Below are 20,442 nucleotides of genomic sequence, written 5' to 3' on the forward strand. Positions count from 1 at the left end.
GGGAGCGACGTGATGAGTCACCCGCCGATCGGGCCGCACCTGCTGGGAATCGACGGGCTGAGTCGAGCCGACATCGTCACGGTGCTCGACACCGCCGACGAGTTCGCCGAGGTCTCCCGACGCGAGATCCCGAAGGTGCCCGCGCTGAGGGGCCGCACGGTTGCCAGCGTCTTCTTCGAGCCGTCGACGAGGACCCGCCTGTCGTTCGAGTCGGCGGCGAAGCGCCTCTCGGCGGACACGATGACGTTCGCCCCGGCCACGTCGTCGCTCGGAAAGGGCGAGTCGGTGCGTGACACCGTGCAGACCCTCGAGGCGATGGGAGCCGACTGTCTCATCGTGCGCCACCGCTCCGCCGGGGTGCCTCGCCAGGTCACCCGCTGGGTCGACGCCGTCGTGATCAACGCCGGGGACGGGACCCATGAACACCCGACCCAGGCACTACTGGACGCGATGACCATCCGCCGTCACCTCGACACCGTCGAGGGCATCCACGTGGCCATCGTCGGCGACATCGCCCACTCGCGTGTCGCCCGCTCGGAGGTCCTGGCGCTGCGCACACTCGGGGCGGAGGTGACCCTCGTCGGGCCCCGGACGCTGATGCCGCCCGACGTCGAGGGGTGGGGCGTAGCGGTGAGTGCGGACCTCGACGCGGTACTGGCGACGGTCGACGTCGTCTACCTGCTGCGGATGCAACTCGAACGCCAACACGAGGCGCTGGTCCCCTCCATGCGGGAGTACCACGAGCGGTTCGGCCTGACCGCTGCCCGGGCGGCGGCGCTGCGCTCCGAGACACTCGTGATGCACCCGGGCCCGATGAACCGCGGTATCGAGTTGGCCGGTGACGTCCCCGAACTGGAACGATCGGTCGTACTCGAGCAGGTGACCAACGGAGTGGCGCTGCGCATGGCCGTTCTCTACCTCCTGCTCGGTGGCCCGCGTGAACACGACAAGCCCGACACCGACGGCGAGAGCTCACAGGAGACGACGAAGCGATGACCGACACCGTGATCACCGGGGGCCTCGTGGTCGATGAGACCGGCGAGCGCCGTGCCGACGTGGTCTTCGGGGACGACGGCACGATTCTCGCTGTCGGGGACGACCTGAGCGCGTCGCGTCGCATCGATGCCGGCGGGTGCATCGTCGCGCCCGGACTCGTCGACCTCCACACCCACCTGCGTCAACCGGGAGGCGAGGAGGCCGAGACGGTCGAGACCGGGAGCCGCGCCGCGGTGCTCGGCGGTTTCACAGCGGTGGTCGCCATGCCGAACACCGACCCGCCGATCGACTCGGCGTCGGTGGTGCGCGAGGTTCTCGCGCTCGGCGAGGCCTCGCTCTGTGACGTCGCCGTCGCCGGCGCGATCACGATCGGTCGCAAGGGCGAGACGCTGGCGCCGATGGCCGAGATGGCGGCGCTGGGCTGCACGATCTTCACCGACGACGGTACGGGCGTCCAGGACGCCCGACTCATGCGGCGGGCCCTCGAGTACGCCGGCGACCTCGGGGTGCGACTCGCCCAGCACTGCGAGGTCGACGCACTGTCGGCGGGCGGGCACATGAACGAAGGGGAGTGGTCGAGCCGCCTCGGCATCCCTGGGATCCCCGCGGAGGCCGAGGAGTTGATGGTCATGCGCGACATCGCCCTCGCCCGCCTCACCGGAACCCACGTCCACTTCCAGCACCTGTCGACCGCCGGTTCGGTCGCCATGGTCGCCGCCGCTCGCCAGGCCGGACTGCCAGTGAGCGCCGAAGCAGCGACGCACCACTTCACGCTCACCGACGAGGCCTGCGCCGCGTTCGACCCCATCTTCAAGGTGAATCCGCCCCTGCGGACGCCGCGGGACCGCGATGCGGTGGCATCGGGGCTCGCAGACGGCACCATCGATGCCATAGCCACCGATCACGCTCCCCACCCGACGCACCGCAAGCAACAGCCCTTCGACGAGGCACCCCCCGGGATGCTCGGCCTCGAGACGGCATTGGCGCTCGCACTCACGGAACTGGACATGGAGATCCCCGCCGTTCTCGCAGCGATGTCGTGGCGGCCGGCCCGCATCGCCGGCCTCGCCCGCCACGGTCGCCCGGTCGCCCCCGGCGAGCCTGCCAACCTCTGCGTCATCGACCCCGAGGCCACCTGGACGGTCGACCCCGAGGCCAGCGCGAGCCGCAGCCGCAACAACCCGTATGCAGGTCGGGAACTGCGGGGCCGGGTGCGCCACACCGTCGTGTCCGGCGAAGCCGTCGTCCTCGACGGCGAGGCGCTCCGGTGAGCGGCGACATCACACCGGCTTCGCTGGTCCTCGTCGACGGGACCGTCTTCGAGGGTCAGGCGATCGGCGCTGAGCCCGAGGGCGGCGTCGCAGCCGGTGAGGTGGTCTTCAACACGGTCCTGACCGGCTACCAGGAGGTCCTCACCGACCCGTCGTACGCCGGGCAGATCATCACCTACACCTACCCCCACATCGGCAACTACGGCGTGACCGACGCTGACGCCGAGAGCCGCTCCGTCTTCGCCCGCGGGGTGGTCGTCCGTGACCTCGCCCGACGCCACAGCAACTGGCGCGCCACGGGAGACCTCGACGGGTACCTGCGCGAACGTGGCCTGCCCGGCATCGCCGGCATCGACACCCGACGGCTCACCCGCCACATCCGCGACGCCGGAGCCATGGTCGGCGCGTTCGGCACCGGCACGGTGGACGAACTGCTCGCCGCGGCGGCGGCCGAACCGGGCACCGACGGCGTGGACCTCGTCGCCACCGTGACCACCGCGGAGCCCTACACGGTCGAGACCACGCGCGGCGACGGGCGTACCCCGTGGAACATCGTCGCGATCGACTACGGCATCAAGACGACGATCCTGACGCACCTGGCGGGGATCGGCACCGTCACGGTCGTCCCGGCGTCGACAGCGGCGGCCGACATCATCGCCCGCGAACCCGACGGCGTATTCCTCTCCAACGGCCCCGGTGACCCGTCAGCGGTCGAGGGGGCAACGGGTGTGATCGACGGACTGCTCGGCGAGGTGCCCGTGTTCGGCATCTGCCTCGGCCACCAACTGCTGTCGGCCACCCTCGGAGCCGGCACCTACAAGCTCCCCTTCGGCCACCACGGCGGCAACCATCCCGTGCGTGACCTCTCGAACGGCCGTATCGAGATCACGAGCCAGAATCACAACTTCTGCGTGGCCGACGAGGCGATCGACGGCGCCGACATCACCCATCGCAACCTCAACGACGGCACGGTGGAGGGCATCGTGTGCCGTGACGTCCCCGCCTTCGGAATCCAGTACCACCCCGAGGCCGGACCCGGGCCCCACGACAGTCGCTACCTGTTCGCCCGATTCGATGAACTCATCGCCACAGTGAAGGGAGGCACGCGTGCCTCGTCGTGACGACATCGAGTCGATCCTGGTGATCGGGTCCGGTCCGATCGTGATCGGCCAGGCATGCGAGTTCGACTACTCCGGCACCCAGGCGTGCAGGGCCCTCATGGCAGAGGGCTACCGCGTGATCCTCGCCAACTCGAACCCGGCCACGATCATGACCGACCCGGACTTCGCGCACGCCACCTACGTGGAGCCGCTGACGGCCGGGGTCCTGAGGCGGATCATCGAACGGGAGCGGCCCGACGCCCTCCTGCCGACCCTCGGCGGCCAGACGGCGCTCAACCTCGCGATGGAACTGGTCGAGGGCGGCGTGATCGACGACGCCGGCATCGACGTGCTCGGTGCCAACCCGGAGGCGATCGCCACAGCCGAGGACCGTGAACGGTTCAAGCGGGCGATGGTCGGCATCGGCCTCGAGGTGCCACGTTCGGGCACCGCCCACACGATGGACGAGGCGGCGCTGGTCGTCGAGGAGATCGGCCTGCCGATCATCATCCGGCCGGCGTACATCCTCGGTGGGCGCGGTACCGGTATCGCCGAGACGCCCGAGCAGTTCCGCAAGCTCGCATCCGCGGGTCTGGCCGCCAGCCCCATCTCTGAGATCCTCATCGAGGAGTCCATCAAGGGTTGGAAGGAGTACGAGCTCGAGGTGATGCGTGACCGCGCGGACAACTGCGTGGTCATCTGCTCCATCGAGAACATCGACCCGATGGGCGTCCACACGGGCGACTCGATCACCGTCGCACCGGCCCAGACGCTGTCCGACGTCGAGTACCAGGCCATGCGCGACGAGGCCTTCGCGTGCATCCGCCGCGTCGGCGTCGAGACCGGTGGCTCCAACATCCAGTTCGCCGTCGACCCCGTCGACGGCCGCCGCGTCGTCATCGAGATGAACCCCCGGGTCAGCCGGTCCTCTGCGCTCGCGTCGAAGGCCACCGGCTTCCCGATAGCGAAGATCGCCGCGCTGCTAGCAGTCGGCTACACCCTCGACGAGATCCCCAACGACATCACGAAGAAGACCCCGGCGAGCTTCGAGCCGACCATCGACTACGTCGTGACGAAGATCCCGCGCTGGGCCTTCGAGAAGTTCCCGGGAACGACGGGCGTGCTCGGTACGTCGATGCAGTCCGTGGGCGAGGTGATGGCGATCGGCCGCACGTTCCCCGAGTCGTTGCAGAAGGGCCTGCGTTCGCTCGAGACCGGTCGCGCCGGTCTCAACGGCGACCCGGCCGAGGTGAACCTCGACGCTCTCGACGACGACGCGCTCATGGTGGCCTGCGCCACCCCGACCCCGGATCGCATCTTCCACCTGGAGGCCGCGCTGCGCCGGGGCGTGAGCGTCGACGACCTGGCCGCGCACACCGGAGTCGATCCCTGGTTCCTGGACCAGATGTCGATCATCACCACTGAACGGGCCTGGTTGGCCGAACACGGTCCCGATCTCGACGTGCGGGCCTGGAGGCGGGCGAAGCAGACCGGTTTCTCCGACGCCCAGCTCGCCTATCTGTGGGGTCTCGACGAGACCGACGTCCGCGAGCGGCGAATGGCCGCGGGCGTGATCGCCACGTTCAAGACGGTGGACACGTGCGCGGCCGAGTTCGAGGCCGAGACGCCCTACCACTACTCCACCTATGAGGACACCGACGAGGTGGCGGCGTCGGACCGCCCCAAGGTCGTGATCCTCGGCTCGGGACCCAACCGGATCGGCCAGGGGATCGAGTTCGACTACTGCTGCGTGCATGCGAGCTTCGCTCTGGCCGACGCCGGCTACGAGACGATCATGGTCAACTGCAACCCCGAGACGGTGTCCACCGACTACGACACGTCGGATCGCCTGTACTTCGAGCCGCTGACCGTCGAGGACGTCACCGCCATCCTCGACGTCGAGGCACGTTCGGCCGAGGCGGCCGGCGGCCCCGGCATCGCCGGGGTGATCGTCTCCCTCGGCGGCCAGACCCCGCTCAAGTTGGCCTCGAACCTTCCCGCCGAACTGATCGCCGGGACGAGTCCGGAGTCCATCGACCTGGCCGAGGACCGTGAGCGCTGGAATGCGCTGTGTGCCCGCCTGGAGATCCCCCAGCCGGCCGGAGGTATCGCCGCCTCGCTGGAGGAGGCCCGGACCGTCGTCGAGCGCGTCGGGTACCCCGTGCTGGTGCGGCCGAGCTACGTGCTCGGTGGACGCGCCATGACCATCGTCTATGACGACGCGGGGCTGGTGGACGCGATGGCGGAGCTCGCCCTGTCCGGGTCGCTCGGGCGCGAAGGTGGCCTCTCGGCCGAGCGTCCCGTTCTCGTGGACCGGTTCCTCGAGGATGCGATCGAGGTCGACGTCGACGCGGTACGCGACAGCACCGGTGAGGTGCTGATCGGCGGAATCATGGAGCACGTCGAAGAGGCCGGTGTCCACTCGGGTGACTCGGCCTGCATGCTGCCGCCGGTGAACCTGAGCGCGGACACGATCGGGGTCCTCGAGAGCCACACCGAACGGATCGCCGAGGCCCTCGACGTGGTGGGCCTGATCAACGTCCAGTTCGCGGTCAAGCGCCTGGGCTCTCAGGCTCCCGGCGACCGGGGTGGCCCGGCCCAGGTCTTCGTCATCGAGGCCAATCCCCGCGCATCGCGCACCGTCCCGTTCGTCGCCAAGGCGACGGGCGTGCCGCTGGCGAAGATCGCGGCGCGGGTGATGCTCGGCGCCACCATCGCCGAGCTGCGCGGCACGCTGTTCGTCCCGCCGGTGCCCTCGGGCCACATCGCGGTGAAAGAGGCCGTGCTGCCCTTCAACCGCTTCCCCGAGGCCGACGCGGTGCTCGGACCCGAGATGCGGTCCACGGGTGAGGTCATGGGCATCGACCTCGCCCCGGGACTGGCCTTCGCCAAGGCCCAGATGGCCGCCGGGGGTGCGCTCCCGTCGTCGGGAACGGTCTTCTTCTCGCTTGCGGACAGGGACAAGCCCGCGGGGGTCGCCGCCGCAGCCGAGTTCGCGGAGCTGGGGTTCGACCTCGTCGCCACTGCGGGCACCGCAGCAGCGATGCGCGCCGCCGGGGTTCCCGTCGCCGAGGTCGTAGCGAAGCTCGGCGAGGACGGCCGTCACGCTCTCGAGTTGATCGAGGGCGGTGAGATCGACCTGGTGATCAACACGCCCAAGGGGCATGGCCCCCGTGCCGACGGGATCGAAATCCGCAAGGCGGCCGCCGCGCACGGCGTGCCACTGTTGACCACGACCTCGGCGGCGCTCGCGGCGGCCGACGGGATCGCGGACACGGCCCGTCATCCCTTCCGGGTCCGCACGCTGCAGGAGTACCAGCGGGGAGTCTCGGCCAAGCAGCTCGATCAGCTCAGCCTGGAGCTCTAGGCGGTGGGGTCCCCAGCCGGCGGCGCAGGGGTCGACACGACCGTCTCCATCGGGTCTGTGACCCTCGCCAACCCGGTGATGACAGCGTCGGGCACCGCCGGCCACGGCACCGAACTGGCGGGCACCATCGACGTCGCCGCGCTCGGTGCGATCGTCGTCAAGTCCCTCTCGGCCGACCCGTGGGAGGGGAACCCGGCACCTCGTGTCGTCGGTACCGCCGCGGGGATGGTGAACAGCATCGGCCTGCAGGGACCCGGTGTGGCGGCCTGGTTGCGCGACGATCTCCCCGCGTTGGTGGCGACGGGAGCGACCGTCGTGGCGAGCATCTGGGGCCGCTCGGTGCAGGACTACCGCCGCGCGGCCGACGCGCTCGCTCCGGCGGCCGCCGACCTGGCCGCGGTCGAGGTCAACGTGTCGTGCCCCAACGTCGAGGACCGCGGCCGCATCTTCGCCAACTTCCCGGACCTGACGGCGGAGGTCGTCGCCGCCTGTGAGGGTGCGGGCGTGCCACGGTGGGTCAAGCTCGGCGTGACGGCGTCGGACCTCGTCGGCGTGGCGTCCGCGGCGGCGGCGGCCGGCGCCGAGGCGCTCACGCTGATCAACACCGTGCCGGGGATGGTCATCGACACAGAGACCCGCTCGCCCCACCTCGGCGGCGGTGGGGGAGGCCTGTCGGGACGGGCCATCCATCCGGTGGCGGTCCGTGCGGTCTACGACTGTCGGGCGGCCCTGCCCGACGTGGCGATCGTCGGCGTCGGTGGTGTGGACCGTGGTGTGGACGCCATCGAGTTGATGATGGCCGGAGCGCACGCGGTCCAGGTGGGCACGGCCAGCTTCGCCGGACCACGCGCTCCGCTGAGGATTCTCGCGGAGATGACCCGGTGGTGCGCGACCCGTGACGTGCACCGACTACGTTCGCTCACTTCGGCGGCCCATCATCGGAGCGGAACATGAGTGACGTCGTCCACCCGGCGACCCGGGAGCACCTCGCACTGGCTCTCGACGTCGACGATCTCGTGGTGGCGGACCGCCTGGCAACGGCCATGCGGCCGTGGTTCGGGGTCGCCAAGGTCGGCCTCGAACTGTGGGCGGCGGCGGGGCCGGAAGTGATCGGGGTGGTGGAGAACCTCGGATACCGGGTGTTCTGCGATCTGAAGCTCCACGACATCCCGAACACCGTGAACCGGGCCTGCCGGGTGATCGGCGCCCTCGGGGTGTCCTACGTCACCCTGCACGCGCAGGGCGGCGCCGACATGTTGCGTGCCGGGGTCGAAGGACTCCTCGAGGGTTCCGGTGACGCCGGTCTCGATCCCCCCCTGGCGGTCGCGGTCACGGTGCTCACCTCCGATGGACAGGCTCCGGACCACATCGTGCCCAGTCGTCTCCGGGCGGCCCTCGAGGGCGGGTGCGGTGGGGTCGTGTGTTCCGCCGCAGACCTGCGCGACGCCCGCACGCTCGCTCCGGCCCTCGCGCGGATCGTGCCCGGTATCCGCCCCACCGGGGTCGACCGTGGTGACCAGCGGCGGGTGGCCACGCCGGCGGACGCGATCGCCGATGGCGCGGATCTCCTGGTGATCGGGCGCGCCGTCATCGCCGCCGATGATCCGGCTGCTTCGGCCGCTGCGATCGCCGCCGAGGTGAGCGGGGCGCTCGACCGACGGGCCTAGGGTCCGTACGTTGCGGGGGCGGGATCAGTACGCTCGCTCTATGTCTCTTCCCCCCGCCCTCAGTGACGAGCAGCGCAAGGAGGCCCTGGCTAAGGCTGCGGCCGCCCGCCGCGCCCGCTCAGAGCTCAAGGAGCGCCTCAAGATGGGGTCACTCACCCTGGCCGAGGTTCTCGACCGCGTCGCCACCGACGACGTCGTAGGGAAGACGAAGGTCCTGGCGATCCTCGAGTCGTTGCCGGGTGTCGGCAAGGTCAAGGCGCGCCGCGCGATGGAGGAGATCGGAATCAGCGAGACCCGTCGCCTCAGGGGTCTCGGTGACCAGCAGCGCGAGAAGCTCCTTGCCGAGTTCGCCGACTGACCCCGATCGCCCGGTCATAGTCATCTCGGGTCCCGGCGGTGTCGGGAAGGGAGCGCTCGTCGAAAGGCTCCTCTCCGACGACCCCCGTCTGTGGCTGAGCAGGTCGTGGACGACGAGGCGTCGCCGGCCGGGCGAGGCGCCCGATGCATACGTCTTCGTGACCCGCGACGAGTTCCTCGCCGCCGTGGACGCAGGAGGGTTCCTCGAATGGGTCGAGTTCCTCGACTACCTGCAGGGCACGCCGGTTCCCGATGCTCCCGCGGACCGTGACGCCGTGTTCGAGATCGACGTCGCCGGCGCCCGCTCCGTGGCGGAGATCTACGACGATCCGCTACTCGTTTTCGTCGACGCCCCGAGCCGCGAGGCCCAGCGTGCCCGCCTGGAGGCCCGCGGCGATCCCCCCGACCGCATCGCCGCGCGGCTGGACCGAGCCGACCGGGAGTTGGCTGCCGCCCGCGAGCTCGGCGCCACCGTCGTCATCAACGACGACTTCGAGACGTGTGCGAAGGAACTCGCCACGCTGATCGCGGATCACCGCGCCCGGGTCGCCGCCGGCTCCGGAGACGGCGACGACTGACGGCCGCGCCTGCGCTCGCCGGGCGGCACGGACGTGGCGCGCTGGTAGCGTTGAGGGCCCCCGAGACCCGCGTCTGCACGCGGAGGAGAACATGGCCACCTCGCACGACAGCATGATCACGCCCCCGATCGAGAAGCTCCTCGCCACGACGGACTCCAAGTTCCGTCTGGTCACTCTCGCCTCGCAGCGGGCCCGTCAGATCAACGCGTACTACGGCCAGCTCGGCGAGGGCCTCGGAGCGATGATTCCACCGCAGGTGACCAGCGTCGCCGGCAAGCCCATCTCGATGGCTCTCGAAGAGATCGCCGAGGGCAAGATCATCGCAGTGGACAAGGTCGACGAGCCCGAGGCCGAAGAGGGCGCGGAAGAGGCGGCCGAGGCCGACGGCTCTGACGACGACGCCGGCTGAGTCGGTCGTGTCGGCGCTCGCGGGTCGCCGCATCGTTCTGGGCGTCAGCGGCGGGATCGCCGCGTACAAGGCGGTCGAGGTCATGCGGCGTCTCGTCGACGCGGGCGCCCACGTCACACCCGTCCTCACGAGGGGGGCGCTGCGCTTCGTCGGGGAGACGACCTTCTCGGCTCTCGGTTCCGAGCGCGCCCGTACCAGCCTCTTCGACGACGAGGACCCCATCCCGCACACCACCCTCGGTCAGCAGGCGGACCTGATCGTCGTGTGCCCCGCCACGGCCCGGGTCATCGGTGCCTATGCCGCAGGGATCTCCTCGGACCTGTTGACGGCCACGCTGATCGCCACGGTCGCGCCCGTCGTGGTGTGCCCGGCGATGCATACCGAGATGTGGGACCACCCCGCCGTGCAGGACAACCTGGGTCTTCTCGCCTCGCGCGGTGTGGAGATCGTCGAGCCCGACGAAGGTCGCCTCGCCGGTGGTGACGTCGGGCGGGGTCGCCTCGCCGCCCCTGAGCGCATCGTCGCCACCGTGACGGACGTGCTCACGCGCAGCCGTTCACTGGCCGGACGCCATGTCGTCGTCACCGCCGGCGGCACCCGCGAGGCCGTCGATCCCGTGCGGTTCATCGGCAACCGGTCCTCGGGAAAGCAGGGTTACGCCGTCGCGGCCGAGGCCGCCGACCGGGGGGCGCAGGTCACACTCGTGTCGACGGTGAAGCTCCCCGCGCCGCCCGGCGCGAATGTCATCGCGGTCGAGAGCGCCGAGGAGATGCGCGGCGCGGTGCTCGGTGCTGCGGCCACCGCCGATGTGGTGGTCATGGCGGCCGCGGTCGCCGATTTCCGCCCGAAGGTGGCCGCCGACACCAAGTTGAAGAAGGCCGACGGTGTCCCGCTGGTCGAACTCGAACCGACGCCGGACATCCTCGCCGAGCTCGGGGACAGGAAACCGGCGGGGCAGATCCTGGTGGGTTTCGCCGCTGAGACGGCGGACCTGCGCGCCAACGCCACGAAGAAGCTGAAGGCGAAGGGTGCCGACCTGATCGTCGCGAACGACGTTGGGGCGCCGGCGGTGGGCTTCGAGCACGACACGAACGAGGTGGTCATCCTCGGCGCCGACGGTTCGGCCACCGAGATCCCGTTGACCACGAAGGGTGAGGTCGCCCGGGCGATCCTCGACGTGGTGGAATCGATCATGGACGCACAAGGAGCGGTGGACCCCCGATGAGCAACTTCGTCTTCACGTCGGAGTCGGTGACCGAAGGTCATCCGGACAAGATGGCCGATCAGATCTCGGATTCGATCCTCGACGCGTTGCTCGCGGAGGACCCGGAGAGTCGCGTCGCGTGCGAGACCCTCGTCACCACGGGACTGTGCGTCGTGGCGGGTGAGATCTCCACGAAGGCCTGGGTGGACATCCCCTCCATCGTTCGCAGGACCATCACCGAGATCGGATACGACCGGGGAGACATCGGCTACGACGGCAACGCCTGTGGCGTGATGGTCGCCATCGACGAGCAGTCTCCCGACATCAAGGTCGGTGTGGACTACTCCGAAGAGGTGCGCTCGGGGAAGGCCGGCGAGGCCGACAAGCTCGACGAGCAGGGGGCCGGCGACCAGGGGATGATGTTCGGGTACGCGTGCGACGAGACCGACGTCCTGATGCCGCTGCCCATCCACCTCGCGCACCGCATGGCCGAGCGTCTCGCCGAGGTGCGCAAGGCCGGGATCGTGCCGTACCTGCGCCCCGACGGCAAGACCCAGGTAACGCTGCGCTACGAGGACGACCGGCCGGTCAAGGTGGAGCAGGTCCTGATCTCCACCCAGCACAACGACGGCATCAGCCGCGATTCGATGATCCGTCCCGACCTCATCGAGAACGTGATCATGCCCGTGCTGCCGCCCGAGCACCGCGACGACGGCTTCGAGGTCCACGTGAACCCGACGGGACGCTTCGTCATCGGCGGGCCTGTCGGTGACGCCGGGCTGACCGGGCGCAAGATCATCGTCGACACCTACGGCGGGTTCGCCCGCCACGGCGGCGGGGCGTTCTCCGGAAAGGACCCCTCGAAGGTCGACCGGTCGGCCGCCTACGCCGCCCGCTGGGTCGCCAAGCACGTCGTCGCGTCCGGCGCGGCCCGGCGTTGCGAGGTCCAGGTGGCCTACGCCATCGGCATGGCCCGCCCGATCTCGGTGCTCGTCGAGACGTTCGGTACCGAGACCGTTGCGCCCGTCGACATCGAGAAGGCGATCGACGACCTCTTCGATCTGAGGCCGGGTGCCATCGTGCGTGACCTGGATCTGTGCCGTCCGATCTACCGCAGGACCGCCGCCTACGGGCACTTCGGCCGCGTCGGCGACGACTTCCCGTGGGAGCGCACCGACCGGGTCGAGGACCTGAAGTCCGCGCTGGGTCTCTGAGCCCCACCGCGGAGGTGGTGCCGCCGCGCCGGGTCCGGGTCCTCCCGGATGTCGCGGTCATCGACAAGACGTTCGACTACGCCGTCCCGGACGCGTGGAACGACGGCCGCTCCGCCCGCCTCGCCGTCGGGTCGATGGTGCGTGTGGACCTCCACGGTCGTCGCGTCGCGGCGTGGGTCACCGAACTGGACCCGGAACCGGTGGCGGGGGTGGTCCTCAAGGACCTCTCGAAGCTCTCGGGCGCGGGTCCGTCCGCGGAGCAGGTGGACCTGGCCGCGTGGATCGCGTGGCGCTGGGGTGGGCGGCGTGCGCCGGTACTGCGTGCCATGTCACCGCACCGGATGGTGGCCGCGCCGCGGCGCTCGTTGCCCGGAGCTTCGCGGCCGCCGACCGACGCGGCCGGCGAGACGGGCGTCCGCGTGGTCGAGATCCCGCCGGCGGGAGACCGGTGGCCGCTGATCACCGACCTCGTCAGCGGCGGACGACCTCTGATCGTCGTGCCGTCGGTGGCCGACGCCGGCCGGCTCGCCCGTCGACTGCGGCGCGGCGGCGCCCACGTGGCGCTGCTGCCCGACGAGTGGGCCGCCGCGGCGGGTGGCGCCGTCGTCGTCGGCTCGCGTGCGGCGGCGGTCGGCCCGGTGAGCGGCATCACGTCGATCCTCGTCCTCGACGAACACGACGAGACGCTGCGGGAGGAGCGGGTTCCGACGTGGCACGCCCGCGACGTCGCCGTCGAACGGGCGCGCCGCCTCGGGATCCCGTGCGTACTGACGTCGCCGGTTCCGAGCCTCGAGGCGCGGGTGCTCGGCGAGGTGGTCCGCCCGGGTGCCGCGGAGCGCCGGGAGGGTTGGCCGGTGGTCGACACGATCGATCCCCGCGACGACGACGCCGGCCCCGGCACGTTGTTCACCGAGGCCCTCGTCCGCCGGCTGCGTGAACACGACCGCTGCCTGTGCGTACTGAACCGCACCGGCCGGGCGGTCATGTTGGCCTGTTCACGCTGCGAGGAGATGGCCACGTGTGAGCGCTGCGATGCCGGCGTCGTCGAGAACGACGCCGGTGACCTGCAGTGCCGTCGCTGCGGCACGCAGCGGCCGGTGATCTGCACCAACTGCGGCGCCACGAAGATCCGCCGCCTCCGGCTCGGCGTATCCCGGGTCCGTGAAGACCTCCAGACCCTGCTGCGCGAGCCGGTCGGTGAGGTCACGGCGTCCTCGGAGGGGATCGGCGACGAGCGCGTTCTCGTCGGTACCGAAGCCGTTCTGCACCGCCTCGACGGCGTCGACCTGGTCGCGTTCCTGGACTTCGACCAGGAACTGCTCGCCACCCGCTACCGGGCGGCCGAGGAAGCCCTCGGTCTGATCGCCCGGGCGGCACGGCTCGTCGGGGGCCGGGGCGGTGGTGGGCGGGTGTTCGTCCAGTCGCGGCGCGGTGACGACCCCGTCCTGGAGGCGGCCCGCCGGGGCGACCCTTCGGTGGCCGCCGATGCCGACATGGAGCGTCGCCGTGAACTGGGCTTCCCGCCGTTCAGCGCTGACGCCGAGGTGTCAGGGGAGGCCGCGGCGGAGTTCGTCGCCCGACTCGGATCGCCCCTGGGCGTCGCGGTCATGGGCCCACTCGAAGACCGGTGGCTCCTACGGGGGACCGATCATGCGGTCCTCGCCGATGCCATCGCGGCGGTGGAGCGCCCCGGTGGTCGGCTGCGTATCGCCGTCGATCCGCCCCGCGTCTGACAGCCGCCCGGCGGGGGCATTCACCAGGACCGGCGCCGGACCTCCCAGATGGCGATCGACGCGGCCGTGGCCACGTTGAGCGAGCCGACCTTGCCCAGTTGGGGCAGGTAGATCCCCGCGTCGCACTCCGCGAGGACCGTCTTGGATACGCCGCGGTCCTCGTGGCCGATGACGAGACAGATGTCGCCGGACAGATCGGCTGCCTCCGCGGGTTCGGCCCCGTCGGCCAACTCCACGGCGACGATGCGGGCGCCGGCGGCCTTCTCGGCGGCGACAGCCTCCGCCGCGGTCCCGGCCGCCCAGGTGACGTAGCGGTCCGTACCCAGTGCGGTCTTCGCCACCTTCGGGTTCCGGGGTGTGGTCTCGGTGTCCGCGAACCAGATGTGGTCCACGCGGTAGCACGCTGCGGTTCGGATGATCCCGCCGACGTTGAACGGCCCCTGCACGGCGTCGAGGATGAGCGACAGCCGGGGGAGATCGCCGCGCCGCTGTTCGCGGTGGAGGCGCTTGAGTTCGGTGGACGTGAGTTGTCTCACGGGCGGACCTCCAGGATCCGGTAGCCCTGACGCGAACCGACACGCTCGACCGACCATCCCCGGCCCGTCATCCACTTCGCGAGCGAGTCGGCGCCGAGGTTGCGGTTCACGACGAGCAGGGCACGGCCCTCGGGCGTGAGCCGTCCGATCCACGTCTCCAGGAGTTCGTGCAGCGCCGTCTTGCCCACCCGGATGGGCGGATTGGACCAGATCTCGTCGACGGAACCCTCCGGTACCTCGTCGGGGGTCATCGTCAGCACGGCCACGTCGGTGGCGGCGGCGTTCTCGGCGGTGAGGTCGAGCGCACGCCGGTTCACGTCCACCGCCCAGATCGTCGCGTCGGGGTGACGGCGGGCGAGGGTGACAGCGATGGGCCCGTAGCCACAGCCCAGGTCGACGATGGTGAGGGGCTTCTCGGAGGCGGGATCGCCGGACGGCGATCGGTCCGCGGTCACGAGAGGGCCCTCGGCGAGCAGGTACTTGGTCCCGGGATCGACGGCATCGCCCGCGAAGACGCCGCTGTCGGTGGTCAGGTGCAGCGTGATGTCGGGCAGGGTGAGGTCAACCGTGCGGCGTCGGCTGGCGGCGTCGGGGTTCTCGGCGAAGTAGTGGTCGGTGCGGTCCGGGGTCGTGCCCACGGGGTGACGGTAGCCTTGAGTGCATGTCCGGCTTCGCGATCCGTACCTACGGCGACCCCGTCCTTCGCTCCCGCGCCGCGGAGATCACCGAGATCGACGGGAAGCTCGCGGGTCTCACCGACGAGATGTTCGTCACCATGTACGACGCCCCCGGGATCGGCCTGGCCGCTCCGCAGGTCGGGATCCGCAAGCGTCTTTTCGTCTACGACTTCGGTGACGGGCCGGGCGTCCTGATCAACCCCGAGATCGTCGAGTCCGACGGCGAGTGGGTCTTCGACGAGGGGTGCCTGTCCGTTCCGGGCCTGTCGTGGGAGATCCTGCGCCCCAAGACCATCCACGTGACCGGGATCGACCTCGACGGCAACGAGGTCTCCATCGAGGCCGACGAGCTGTTCTCCCGGCTCATCCAGCACGAGATCGACCACCTCGACGGGGTGCTGCTCGTGGAGCGTCTGGACGAGGACACCCGTCGTGACGCCCTGAGGACCCTGCGTGAGGCGGATTTCAGTCGACCGCGTGAGTCGGCTTCAGGGTTGTCGCTGCCGTGACCTCCCCGCCGGCCCCACCCCGGCGGATCGCCTATCTCGGTTCTCCCGGTCTGGCCGTTCCTCCGTTGCGCGCCCTGGTCGACGCCGGGTTCGACGTCGCACTCGTCGTGACCCAGCCCGACCGCCGTCGCCGTCGTGGCGGGAAGGACGATCCGACCCCGGTCAAGGCCGCGGCGCTCGACCTCGGGATCCCGGTCAGCCACGACGTGGCCGATGTCGTCGACGCGGGCGTGGATCTCGGCGTGGTGGTCGCCTTCGGGCGGATCATCCCCGTCGATGTCCTCGACGCCGTCCCGATGGTCAACATCCATTTCTCGCTGCTGCCCCGCTGGCGTGGCGCGGCGCCGCTCGAGCGGGCGATCCTCGCCGGCGACGAGATGACCGGCGTGTGCCTCATGGACGTCGAGGAGACGCTCGACACCGGCGGCGTCTACGCCCGCCGCGAAGTGCCGATCGGCCCGCACGCGACGCTCGAGGACCTGCGGGGCGACCTCGTCGAAGCCGCGTGCGAGATGCTCGTGACCGAGTTGGGCACCGGTCTCGGTGAACCCGAGCCCCAGTCCGGTGAGGTCACCTGGGCCGAGAAGATACGCCGCGAGGACTACGAGATCGACTGGAGCCGCTCCGCCGTGGAGGTCGAGCGCATCGTCCGTCTCGGGCGGGCCTGGACCACCTGGCGCGAATCCCGGCTGGGCGTCGTGTCGGCCATGGCCCGCTCGGTCGACGAGTCCGAGGGTCGGACGCTGGCTCCCGGGGAGATCGACGGTGTGACCGTCGGGACCGGCGACGGCGTGCTCGTGCTGGCCGAGGTCAAGCCCGAGGGCAAGCGTGCCGTCGACGCCGCAGGTTGGGTGAACGGTGCCCGTCTCGAGCCCGGCGAGGTGTTCGGCACGTGACGGGCCCCGGAGAAGACGGCGCTCCGTCCCGGGAGGGACTCACCATCGAAGGTGGCGACAACGCCCGTGCGATAGCGCGGACCTGTCTGGTCCGGATCGACCAGAGCGGCGCCTTCGCCAACATCGTCGTGCCCCGCACCCTCGACGGGGTCCGGCTGTCCGACGCGGATCGCCGTTTCGTGACCCAGCTCGTCTACGGCACGACGCGGATGCGGCGGTCGTGCGATTGGCTGGTGGACCGCTTCATCACCCGGGAGGTGGAGCCCGAGGTGCGAGCGGTACTGCGGATGGGTGCGTTCCAACTCGTCCACCTCGGCGTGCCACCTCACGCCGCGGTGGACACGTCGGTGGAGATCGCCCCCAAGCGGGCCCGCGGCTTCGTGAACGCCGTCCTGCGCCGCGTGGCCGACGCCGGTCACGACTGGCCCGACGACGGGATCCGGCTGAGCTACCCGGACTGGATCGTCCGCCGGCTCTGCGACGAACTCGGCCGCGAGGACGCCGTCGCGGCGCTCGAGAAGATGAACGAGGCCCCGGCCGTGACCGAGCGTGACGACGGCTACACCCAGGACACCGCGTCGCAGTGGGTGACGGCGGCGGTGGACGCGCAGCCAGGGGACCTGGTCGCCGATGTCTGCGCAGCTCCCGGTGGCAAGGCGACAGGTCTCGCAGCCACCGGCGCCGCTGTCGTCGCGGCGGACCGACGGCCGAGCCGGGTCGGCCTCGTCGTCTCGAACGCGCAGCGCACCGGCGTCGAGTTGTCCGCGGTGGTGGCCGATGCCCGCCGTTCGCCCTACCGCTCGGGGGCCTTCGACCGGGTTCTGGTGGATGCCCCGTGTTCGGGCCTGGGCGTGCTGCGACGCCGCCCCGATGCCCGCTGGCGGATCGAGGAGTCCGACATCGTCGCGTTGGCGACACTGCAACACGAGATCCTCTCCGAGGCGGCTGGACTCGTCGCACCGGGCGGGCGCCTCGTCTACAGCGTCTGCACCCTGGTGGAGGCGGAGACGGTGGACACCGCGGCGGTCGTGGCCGAGCGGGGAGGGTTCGAGCCGGTCGAGATCGGTGAGCCGTGGCGGCCGTGGGGGACAGGCGGAATCCTGCTGCCCCAGGACCACGACACCGACGGCATGGCGCTGTTCGTCTGGCAGCGCGTCTGAGACGAGCGTTTCGTCATCAGATTCCAGTTCGGTTCCAGCTGAGCTTGCTGAGGTTCCAGCCTGACGATTCAGCGCGATGCTGAGGGATTCCGGTGCCGAGGGGTTCGGGAAAGACAGGTCTGATGAAGGACTCGACGACTTCCTGCGCCGCCGTGGTCGTCCTCACGTTGCTCGCGACGTCATGTGGCTCGGGCGACCCGACTGCTGACCACATGGACTGGGGTCCCCTCGCGGTCTACGACAGCGGTGAGGACGGCAACGCAGCCGGACTCGAAGGAGTACTGCGTATCGACGCGGCCTGCACCTATCTCGAGGCCCATGAGGTCGGTCCGGTCGAGGTCCTGCTCCTCTGGCCGGACGAGGGGGTCGAGTGGAACGAGGAATCGGGCACGGTCCGGTTCGAAACGCGGGAAGGTGAGGCGGTCACACTGCGCGACGGTGACCTCGTCGCCTTCGCAGGCGCGGGTTCGACCTCCGATCTCGCCGACGAGCGCACACGCTGGATCGCCGCGCCTCAGCCGAGCTGTGACCAGGACACGGTCTGGTACATCGCCCCCCGAGTGGTCGTCCTGTCTCCCGACTCTCGCGACGAGACCTCGAGCGCCCGCCGAGATGTGTCAGACAGCGGTTCGCCGTCGATCGCCGAGGTCGACGGATGAACCCGCCGTCGTCAGCGACCCGCCGCAGGGTGGCCGTCACCCTCGTCGGTCTCGTCGCCGCATTCGCTGTGGCCGGGATCGTGTGGGAGGTCGTGGACGAGACCACCCAGGAGTGCCCGAACTGGAGTGACGAGGAGCGGGCTGTGTTCGCTCCATGGTTCGATGCCGATGGTGGGTGTCTCGACACTGAGGTCATCTGGTCGGGTGGATGTGAGGACGGTGACGACTACGACTACATAGTCGTGAACCACGACACGGTCGATGAGCACTGGTATCTGACCCGCGACGGCGGTGCGAGTAGAGGCGCCGGTGACCCGTCGATGCTCGCCGAGGCGATCAACACGGGTTGGACACGTCGGGACGGAGCGACCTTGTGGATAGCTGACGACGACACCTTCGCCCTTGCCGTCGACGGTGACCGGATCCTCTGGTACCGGGAGGTGCAGGGCGGTGGCTGTGGGTAGGCGGCTCGGTCTTGTCGTCGCGATCGCTCTCCTGGCGCTCGCGACTTCGTGCTCGGGCGGAGTTCATGACGTCGCGATTCTGCAGGCCGAAGTCCACGACTCGGGGCGGTCGCTGAGTCTCGGCATCGCGACCTGCAACGCGTCGGACATCGAGGTCGAGCTCGTCGAGAACGAGACCGCCGTCAACGTCGTGGTGAGCGCCGTAGGTGGCACCGGGGGCGACGACTGCATGGACCGTACGGCTGTCGAGCTCTTGATGCCACTGGGCGAGAGGGTGCTAGTCGACGACGTGACCGGGATGGAGGTCACCGTCTTCGACCCGGCCGCGCCGGATCCTGTCCTGGTCAGCTCGTGGACGTACGAGTTGCAGGTTGACGTCGTCGACGAGGAAGCGGTGCACGAGCAACCGAACGTACCCGTCGTCGAGTCGACCGAATCCGGTTTCGTGGTCCGCTGGGAGCCGCTGTGTGGCTGGGCTCAGGACGTCGACGTGAGCATCGTCGCGGACCGCAGCGGCATCGACGTTCGCATCGAGTACCCGGTCGGGGGTGATTGCCCGGCGGTTCCGATGCAGTCCGTCGTCACGTTCGAGACGACCGATCCGATCGCTTCCGAGAGGGTCGATGTCACCCTCGTTCCGGCAGAGGTTGCGGAGGGGTGACGAACGGCTTGGCCCGGTGTGCTCAGACCGCGCCGATGTCCCTCAGCGCCAGGTAGCCGCCGACGAGGTCGGTCGCCCGGTGAAGACCGAGTTGTCGCAGCGTCGCCGCCGCGAGGCTCGAGGAGTAGCCCTCGTGGCAGACGATCACGACCCGTTGGTCGTGGTCGGTGACCTCGGGGATGCGGTGCGGGCTCGCCGGGTCCAGCCGCCACTCGAGCACGTTGCGGTCGATCACGACTGCCCCTGGCAGGGCTCCGTACGTGTCGCGCTGTTCGACGGGGCGGGTGTCGACGACGAGCGCGCCGTCCTCGAACTCCGCAGCGAGCCCGGAGGGTTCGACGCGATCGAGCTGCGCCTGCGTCTCGGCGAGCAGATCGTCGATCGTGCGTCGCCCCACCGGTCCTGAACCGTGCATGGCTCGATGGTCCCACATCACCGGAGTCCGCCCCTACCTCAGACGTCCGCTCAGGTGGCCGCCGTCACTTCGATCTCCACCATGAGTTCGGGGGACGCCAACGCCGCCACGCCGAGAACCGTCTGCGGGGGTGAGATGTGGGCGGGCTTGATCCAGTCCGCGTAGACGGCGTAGTTGGCCATGAAACCGGCGGTGTCGGTCGTGTAGAAGCGGATGAAGACGATGTTCGACCGCTCCATGTGGGCTTCGTGGAGGATGTCGTCGACGGCGGCGAGAGAAGCCTCCATCTGGCGCCTGATGTCGCCGACTCCCTCCACCCGCAGGCCATGGGGCGCGTCGGGATCCTCGACGAGGGCCGTCTGGCCGGCGCAGCGCAGAACACGGGTGGCGTCCTCGGTGATCTCGGCCTGGTTCATGGAGAAGGCGTCACCCCATGAGACCGGATTGATCGCAGTCCGCTTCATCATCCCCCCCTCGTTCCCGGCTCCACAGCGCCCGGCCCTGACGACACTACGACGATCGGAGCGACGGGGTTGCCCACGATGTGACGTTCGTCTCAGGTCAGGCGA

The 20,442-nt window shown here is 70.1% G+C and carries 22 protein-coding genes; 18 read left to right on the forward strand and 4 right to left on the reverse strand.

Annotated features, from left to right (window positions below):
* The first annotated feature begins 12 nt into the window (after positions 1–12).
* From RIE08_16825 to RIE08_16880, 12 genes are all read left to right on the forward strand, one after another.
* A complete protein-coding gene (locus RIE08_16825; GenBank protein MEQ8719276.1) occupies positions 13–996 on the forward strand; it encodes an aspartate carbamoyltransferase catalytic subunit in 984 nt (327 codons plus the stop codon).
* Positions 993–2,267, forward strand: a complete 1,275-nt coding sequence (locus RIE08_16830; GenBank protein ID MEQ8719277.1) for a dihydroorotase — start codon at positions 993–995, stop codon at positions 2,265–2,267. Before RIE08_16825 ends, RIE08_16830 begins: the two co-directional genes overlap by 4 nt.
* Positions 2,264–3,388, forward strand: coding sequence for a glutamine-hydrolyzing carbamoyl-phosphate synthase small subunit (gene carA, locus RIE08_16835; protein ID MEQ8719278.1), 1,125 nt, complete (start codon positions 2,264–2,266; stop codon positions 3,386–3,388). The genes RIE08_16830 and carA overlap by 4 nt, the downstream gene beginning before the upstream one ends.
* Positions 3,375–6,734 (forward strand): carbamoyl-phosphate synthase large subunit, encoded by a 3,360-nt coding sequence (gene carB / locus RIE08_16840; protein MEQ8719279.1) that lies wholly within the window; start codon positions 3,375–3,377, stop codon positions 6,732–6,734. The genes carA and carB overlap by 14 nt, the downstream gene beginning before the upstream one ends.
* Positions 6,735–6,737: 3 nt before the next feature.
* A complete protein-coding gene (locus RIE08_16845) occupies positions 6,738–7,688 on the forward strand; it encodes a dihydroorotate dehydrogenase (GenBank protein ID MEQ8719280.1) in 951 nt (316 codons plus the stop codon).
* Positions 7,685–8,401, forward strand: a complete 717-nt coding sequence (gene pyrF / locus RIE08_16850) for an orotidine-5'-phosphate decarboxylase (GenBank protein MEQ8719281.1) — start codon at positions 7,685–7,687, stop codon at positions 8,399–8,401. The genes RIE08_16845 and pyrF overlap by 4 nt, the downstream gene beginning before the upstream one ends.
* A 40-nt stretch (positions 8,402–8,441) precedes the next feature.
* A complete protein-coding gene (gene mihF / locus RIE08_16855) occupies positions 8,442–8,759 on the forward strand; it encodes an integration host factor, actinobacterial type (GenBank protein ID MEQ8719282.1) in 318 nt (105 codons plus the stop codon).
* Positions 8,740–9,336, forward strand: coding sequence for a hypothetical protein (locus RIE08_16860; GenBank protein MEQ8719283.1), 597 nt, complete (start codon positions 8,740–8,742; stop codon positions 9,334–9,336). Before mihF ends, RIE08_16860 begins: the two co-directional genes overlap by 20 nt.
* A gap of 91 nt (positions 9,337–9,427) precedes the next feature.
* On the forward strand, positions 9,428–9,745 hold the full coding sequence (rpoZ, locus tag RIE08_16865; protein ID MEQ8719284.1) for a DNA-directed RNA polymerase subunit omega: 318 nt from the start codon (positions 9,428–9,430) through the stop codon (positions 9,743–9,745).
* Positions 9,746–9,752: 7 nt separating this feature from the next.
* Positions 9,753–10,970, forward strand: coding sequence for a bifunctional phosphopantothenoylcysteine decarboxylase/phosphopantothenate--cysteine ligase CoaBC (gene coaBC / locus RIE08_16870; protein MEQ8719285.1), 1,218 nt, complete (start codon positions 9,753–9,755; stop codon positions 10,968–10,970).
* On the forward strand, positions 10,967–12,163 hold the full coding sequence (metK, locus tag RIE08_16875) for a methionine adenosyltransferase (protein MEQ8719286.1): 1,197 nt from the start codon (positions 10,967–10,969) through the stop codon (positions 12,161–12,163). Before coaBC ends, metK begins: the two co-directional genes overlap by 4 nt.
* 14 nt (positions 12,164–12,177) lie before the next feature.
* The gene (locus tag RIE08_16880) at positions 12,178–13,896 is read left to right on the forward strand and encodes a hypothetical protein (GenBank protein MEQ8719287.1); all 1,719 of its coding nucleotides are present in this window, start codon (positions 12,178–12,180) and stop codon (positions 13,894–13,896) included.
* A gap of 20 nt (positions 13,897–13,916) precedes the next feature.
* On the opposite strand, the gene RIE08_16885 is transcribed toward RIE08_16880, so the two are convergent.
* A complete protein-coding gene (locus RIE08_16885) occupies positions 13,917–14,432 on the reverse strand; it encodes a TrmH family RNA methyltransferase (GenBank protein MEQ8719288.1) in 516 nt (171 codons plus the stop codon).
* Positions 14,429–15,070: a methyltransferase gene (locus tag RIE08_16890; GenBank protein ID MEQ8719289.1), complete on the reverse strand. Its 642-nt coding sequence runs from the start codon at positions 15,068–15,070 to the stop codon at positions 14,429–14,431. The genes RIE08_16885 and RIE08_16890 overlap by 4 nt, the downstream gene beginning before the upstream one ends.
* A 23-nt stretch (positions 15,071–15,093) precedes the next feature.
* Between RIE08_16890 and def the strand changes: the two genes are divergently transcribed.
* The 6 genes from def to RIE08_16920 all read left to right on the forward strand — a co-directional run bounded on the left by def (position 15,094) and on the right by RIE08_16920 (position 19,458).
* A complete protein-coding gene (def, locus tag RIE08_16895; protein MEQ8719290.1) occupies positions 15,094–15,618 on the forward strand; it encodes a peptide deformylase in 525 nt (174 codons plus the stop codon).
* Positions 15,615–16,514: a methionyl-tRNA formyltransferase gene (locus RIE08_16900; protein ID MEQ8719291.1), complete on the forward strand. Its 900-nt coding sequence runs from the start codon at positions 15,615–15,617 to the stop codon at positions 16,512–16,514. Before def ends, RIE08_16900 begins: the two co-directional genes overlap by 4 nt.
* A complete protein-coding gene (locus RIE08_16905) occupies positions 16,511–17,674 on the forward strand; it encodes a transcription antitermination factor NusB (protein MEQ8719292.1) in 1,164 nt (387 codons plus the stop codon). The genes RIE08_16900 and RIE08_16905 overlap by 4 nt, the downstream gene beginning before the upstream one ends.
* Before the next feature lie 122 nt (positions 17,675–17,796).
* Positions 17,797–18,333, forward strand: coding sequence for a hypothetical protein (locus tag RIE08_16910; GenBank protein MEQ8719293.1), 537 nt, complete (start codon positions 17,797–17,799; stop codon positions 18,331–18,333).
* Positions 18,330–18,797 (forward strand): hypothetical protein, encoded by a 468-nt coding sequence (locus tag RIE08_16915; protein MEQ8719294.1) that lies wholly within the window; start codon positions 18,330–18,332, stop codon positions 18,795–18,797. Before RIE08_16910 ends, RIE08_16915 begins: the two co-directional genes overlap by 4 nt.
* The gene (locus RIE08_16920; GenBank protein ID MEQ8719295.1) at positions 18,784–19,458 is read left to right on the forward strand and encodes a hypothetical protein; all 675 of its coding nucleotides are present in this window, start codon (positions 18,784–18,786) and stop codon (positions 19,456–19,458) included. The genes RIE08_16915 and RIE08_16920 overlap by 14 nt, the downstream gene beginning before the upstream one ends.
* Before the next feature lie 22 nt (positions 19,459–19,480).
* Here RIE08_16920 and RIE08_16925 read toward each other — a convergent pair whose 3' ends face one another.
* Both RIE08_16925 and RIE08_16930 read right to left on the reverse strand, forming a co-directional pair.
* The gene (locus RIE08_16925) at positions 19,481–19,873 is read right to left on the reverse strand and encodes a rhodanese-like domain-containing protein (GenBank protein ID MEQ8719296.1); all 393 of its coding nucleotides are present in this window, start codon (positions 19,871–19,873) and stop codon (positions 19,481–19,483) included.
* A 50-nt stretch (positions 19,874–19,923) separates the two neighbouring features.
* Positions 19,924–20,340, reverse strand: a complete 417-nt coding sequence (locus RIE08_16930; protein MEQ8719297.1) for a RidA family protein — start codon at positions 20,338–20,340, stop codon at positions 19,924–19,926.
* Positions 20,341–20,442 lie beyond the last annotated feature (102 nt).

This window comes from Acidimicrobiales bacterium (assembly GCA_040219085.1).
In the GTDB taxonomy this organism is placed as follows: Bacteria; Actinomycetota; Acidimicrobiia; order Acidimicrobiales; family JAVJTC01; genus JAVJTC01.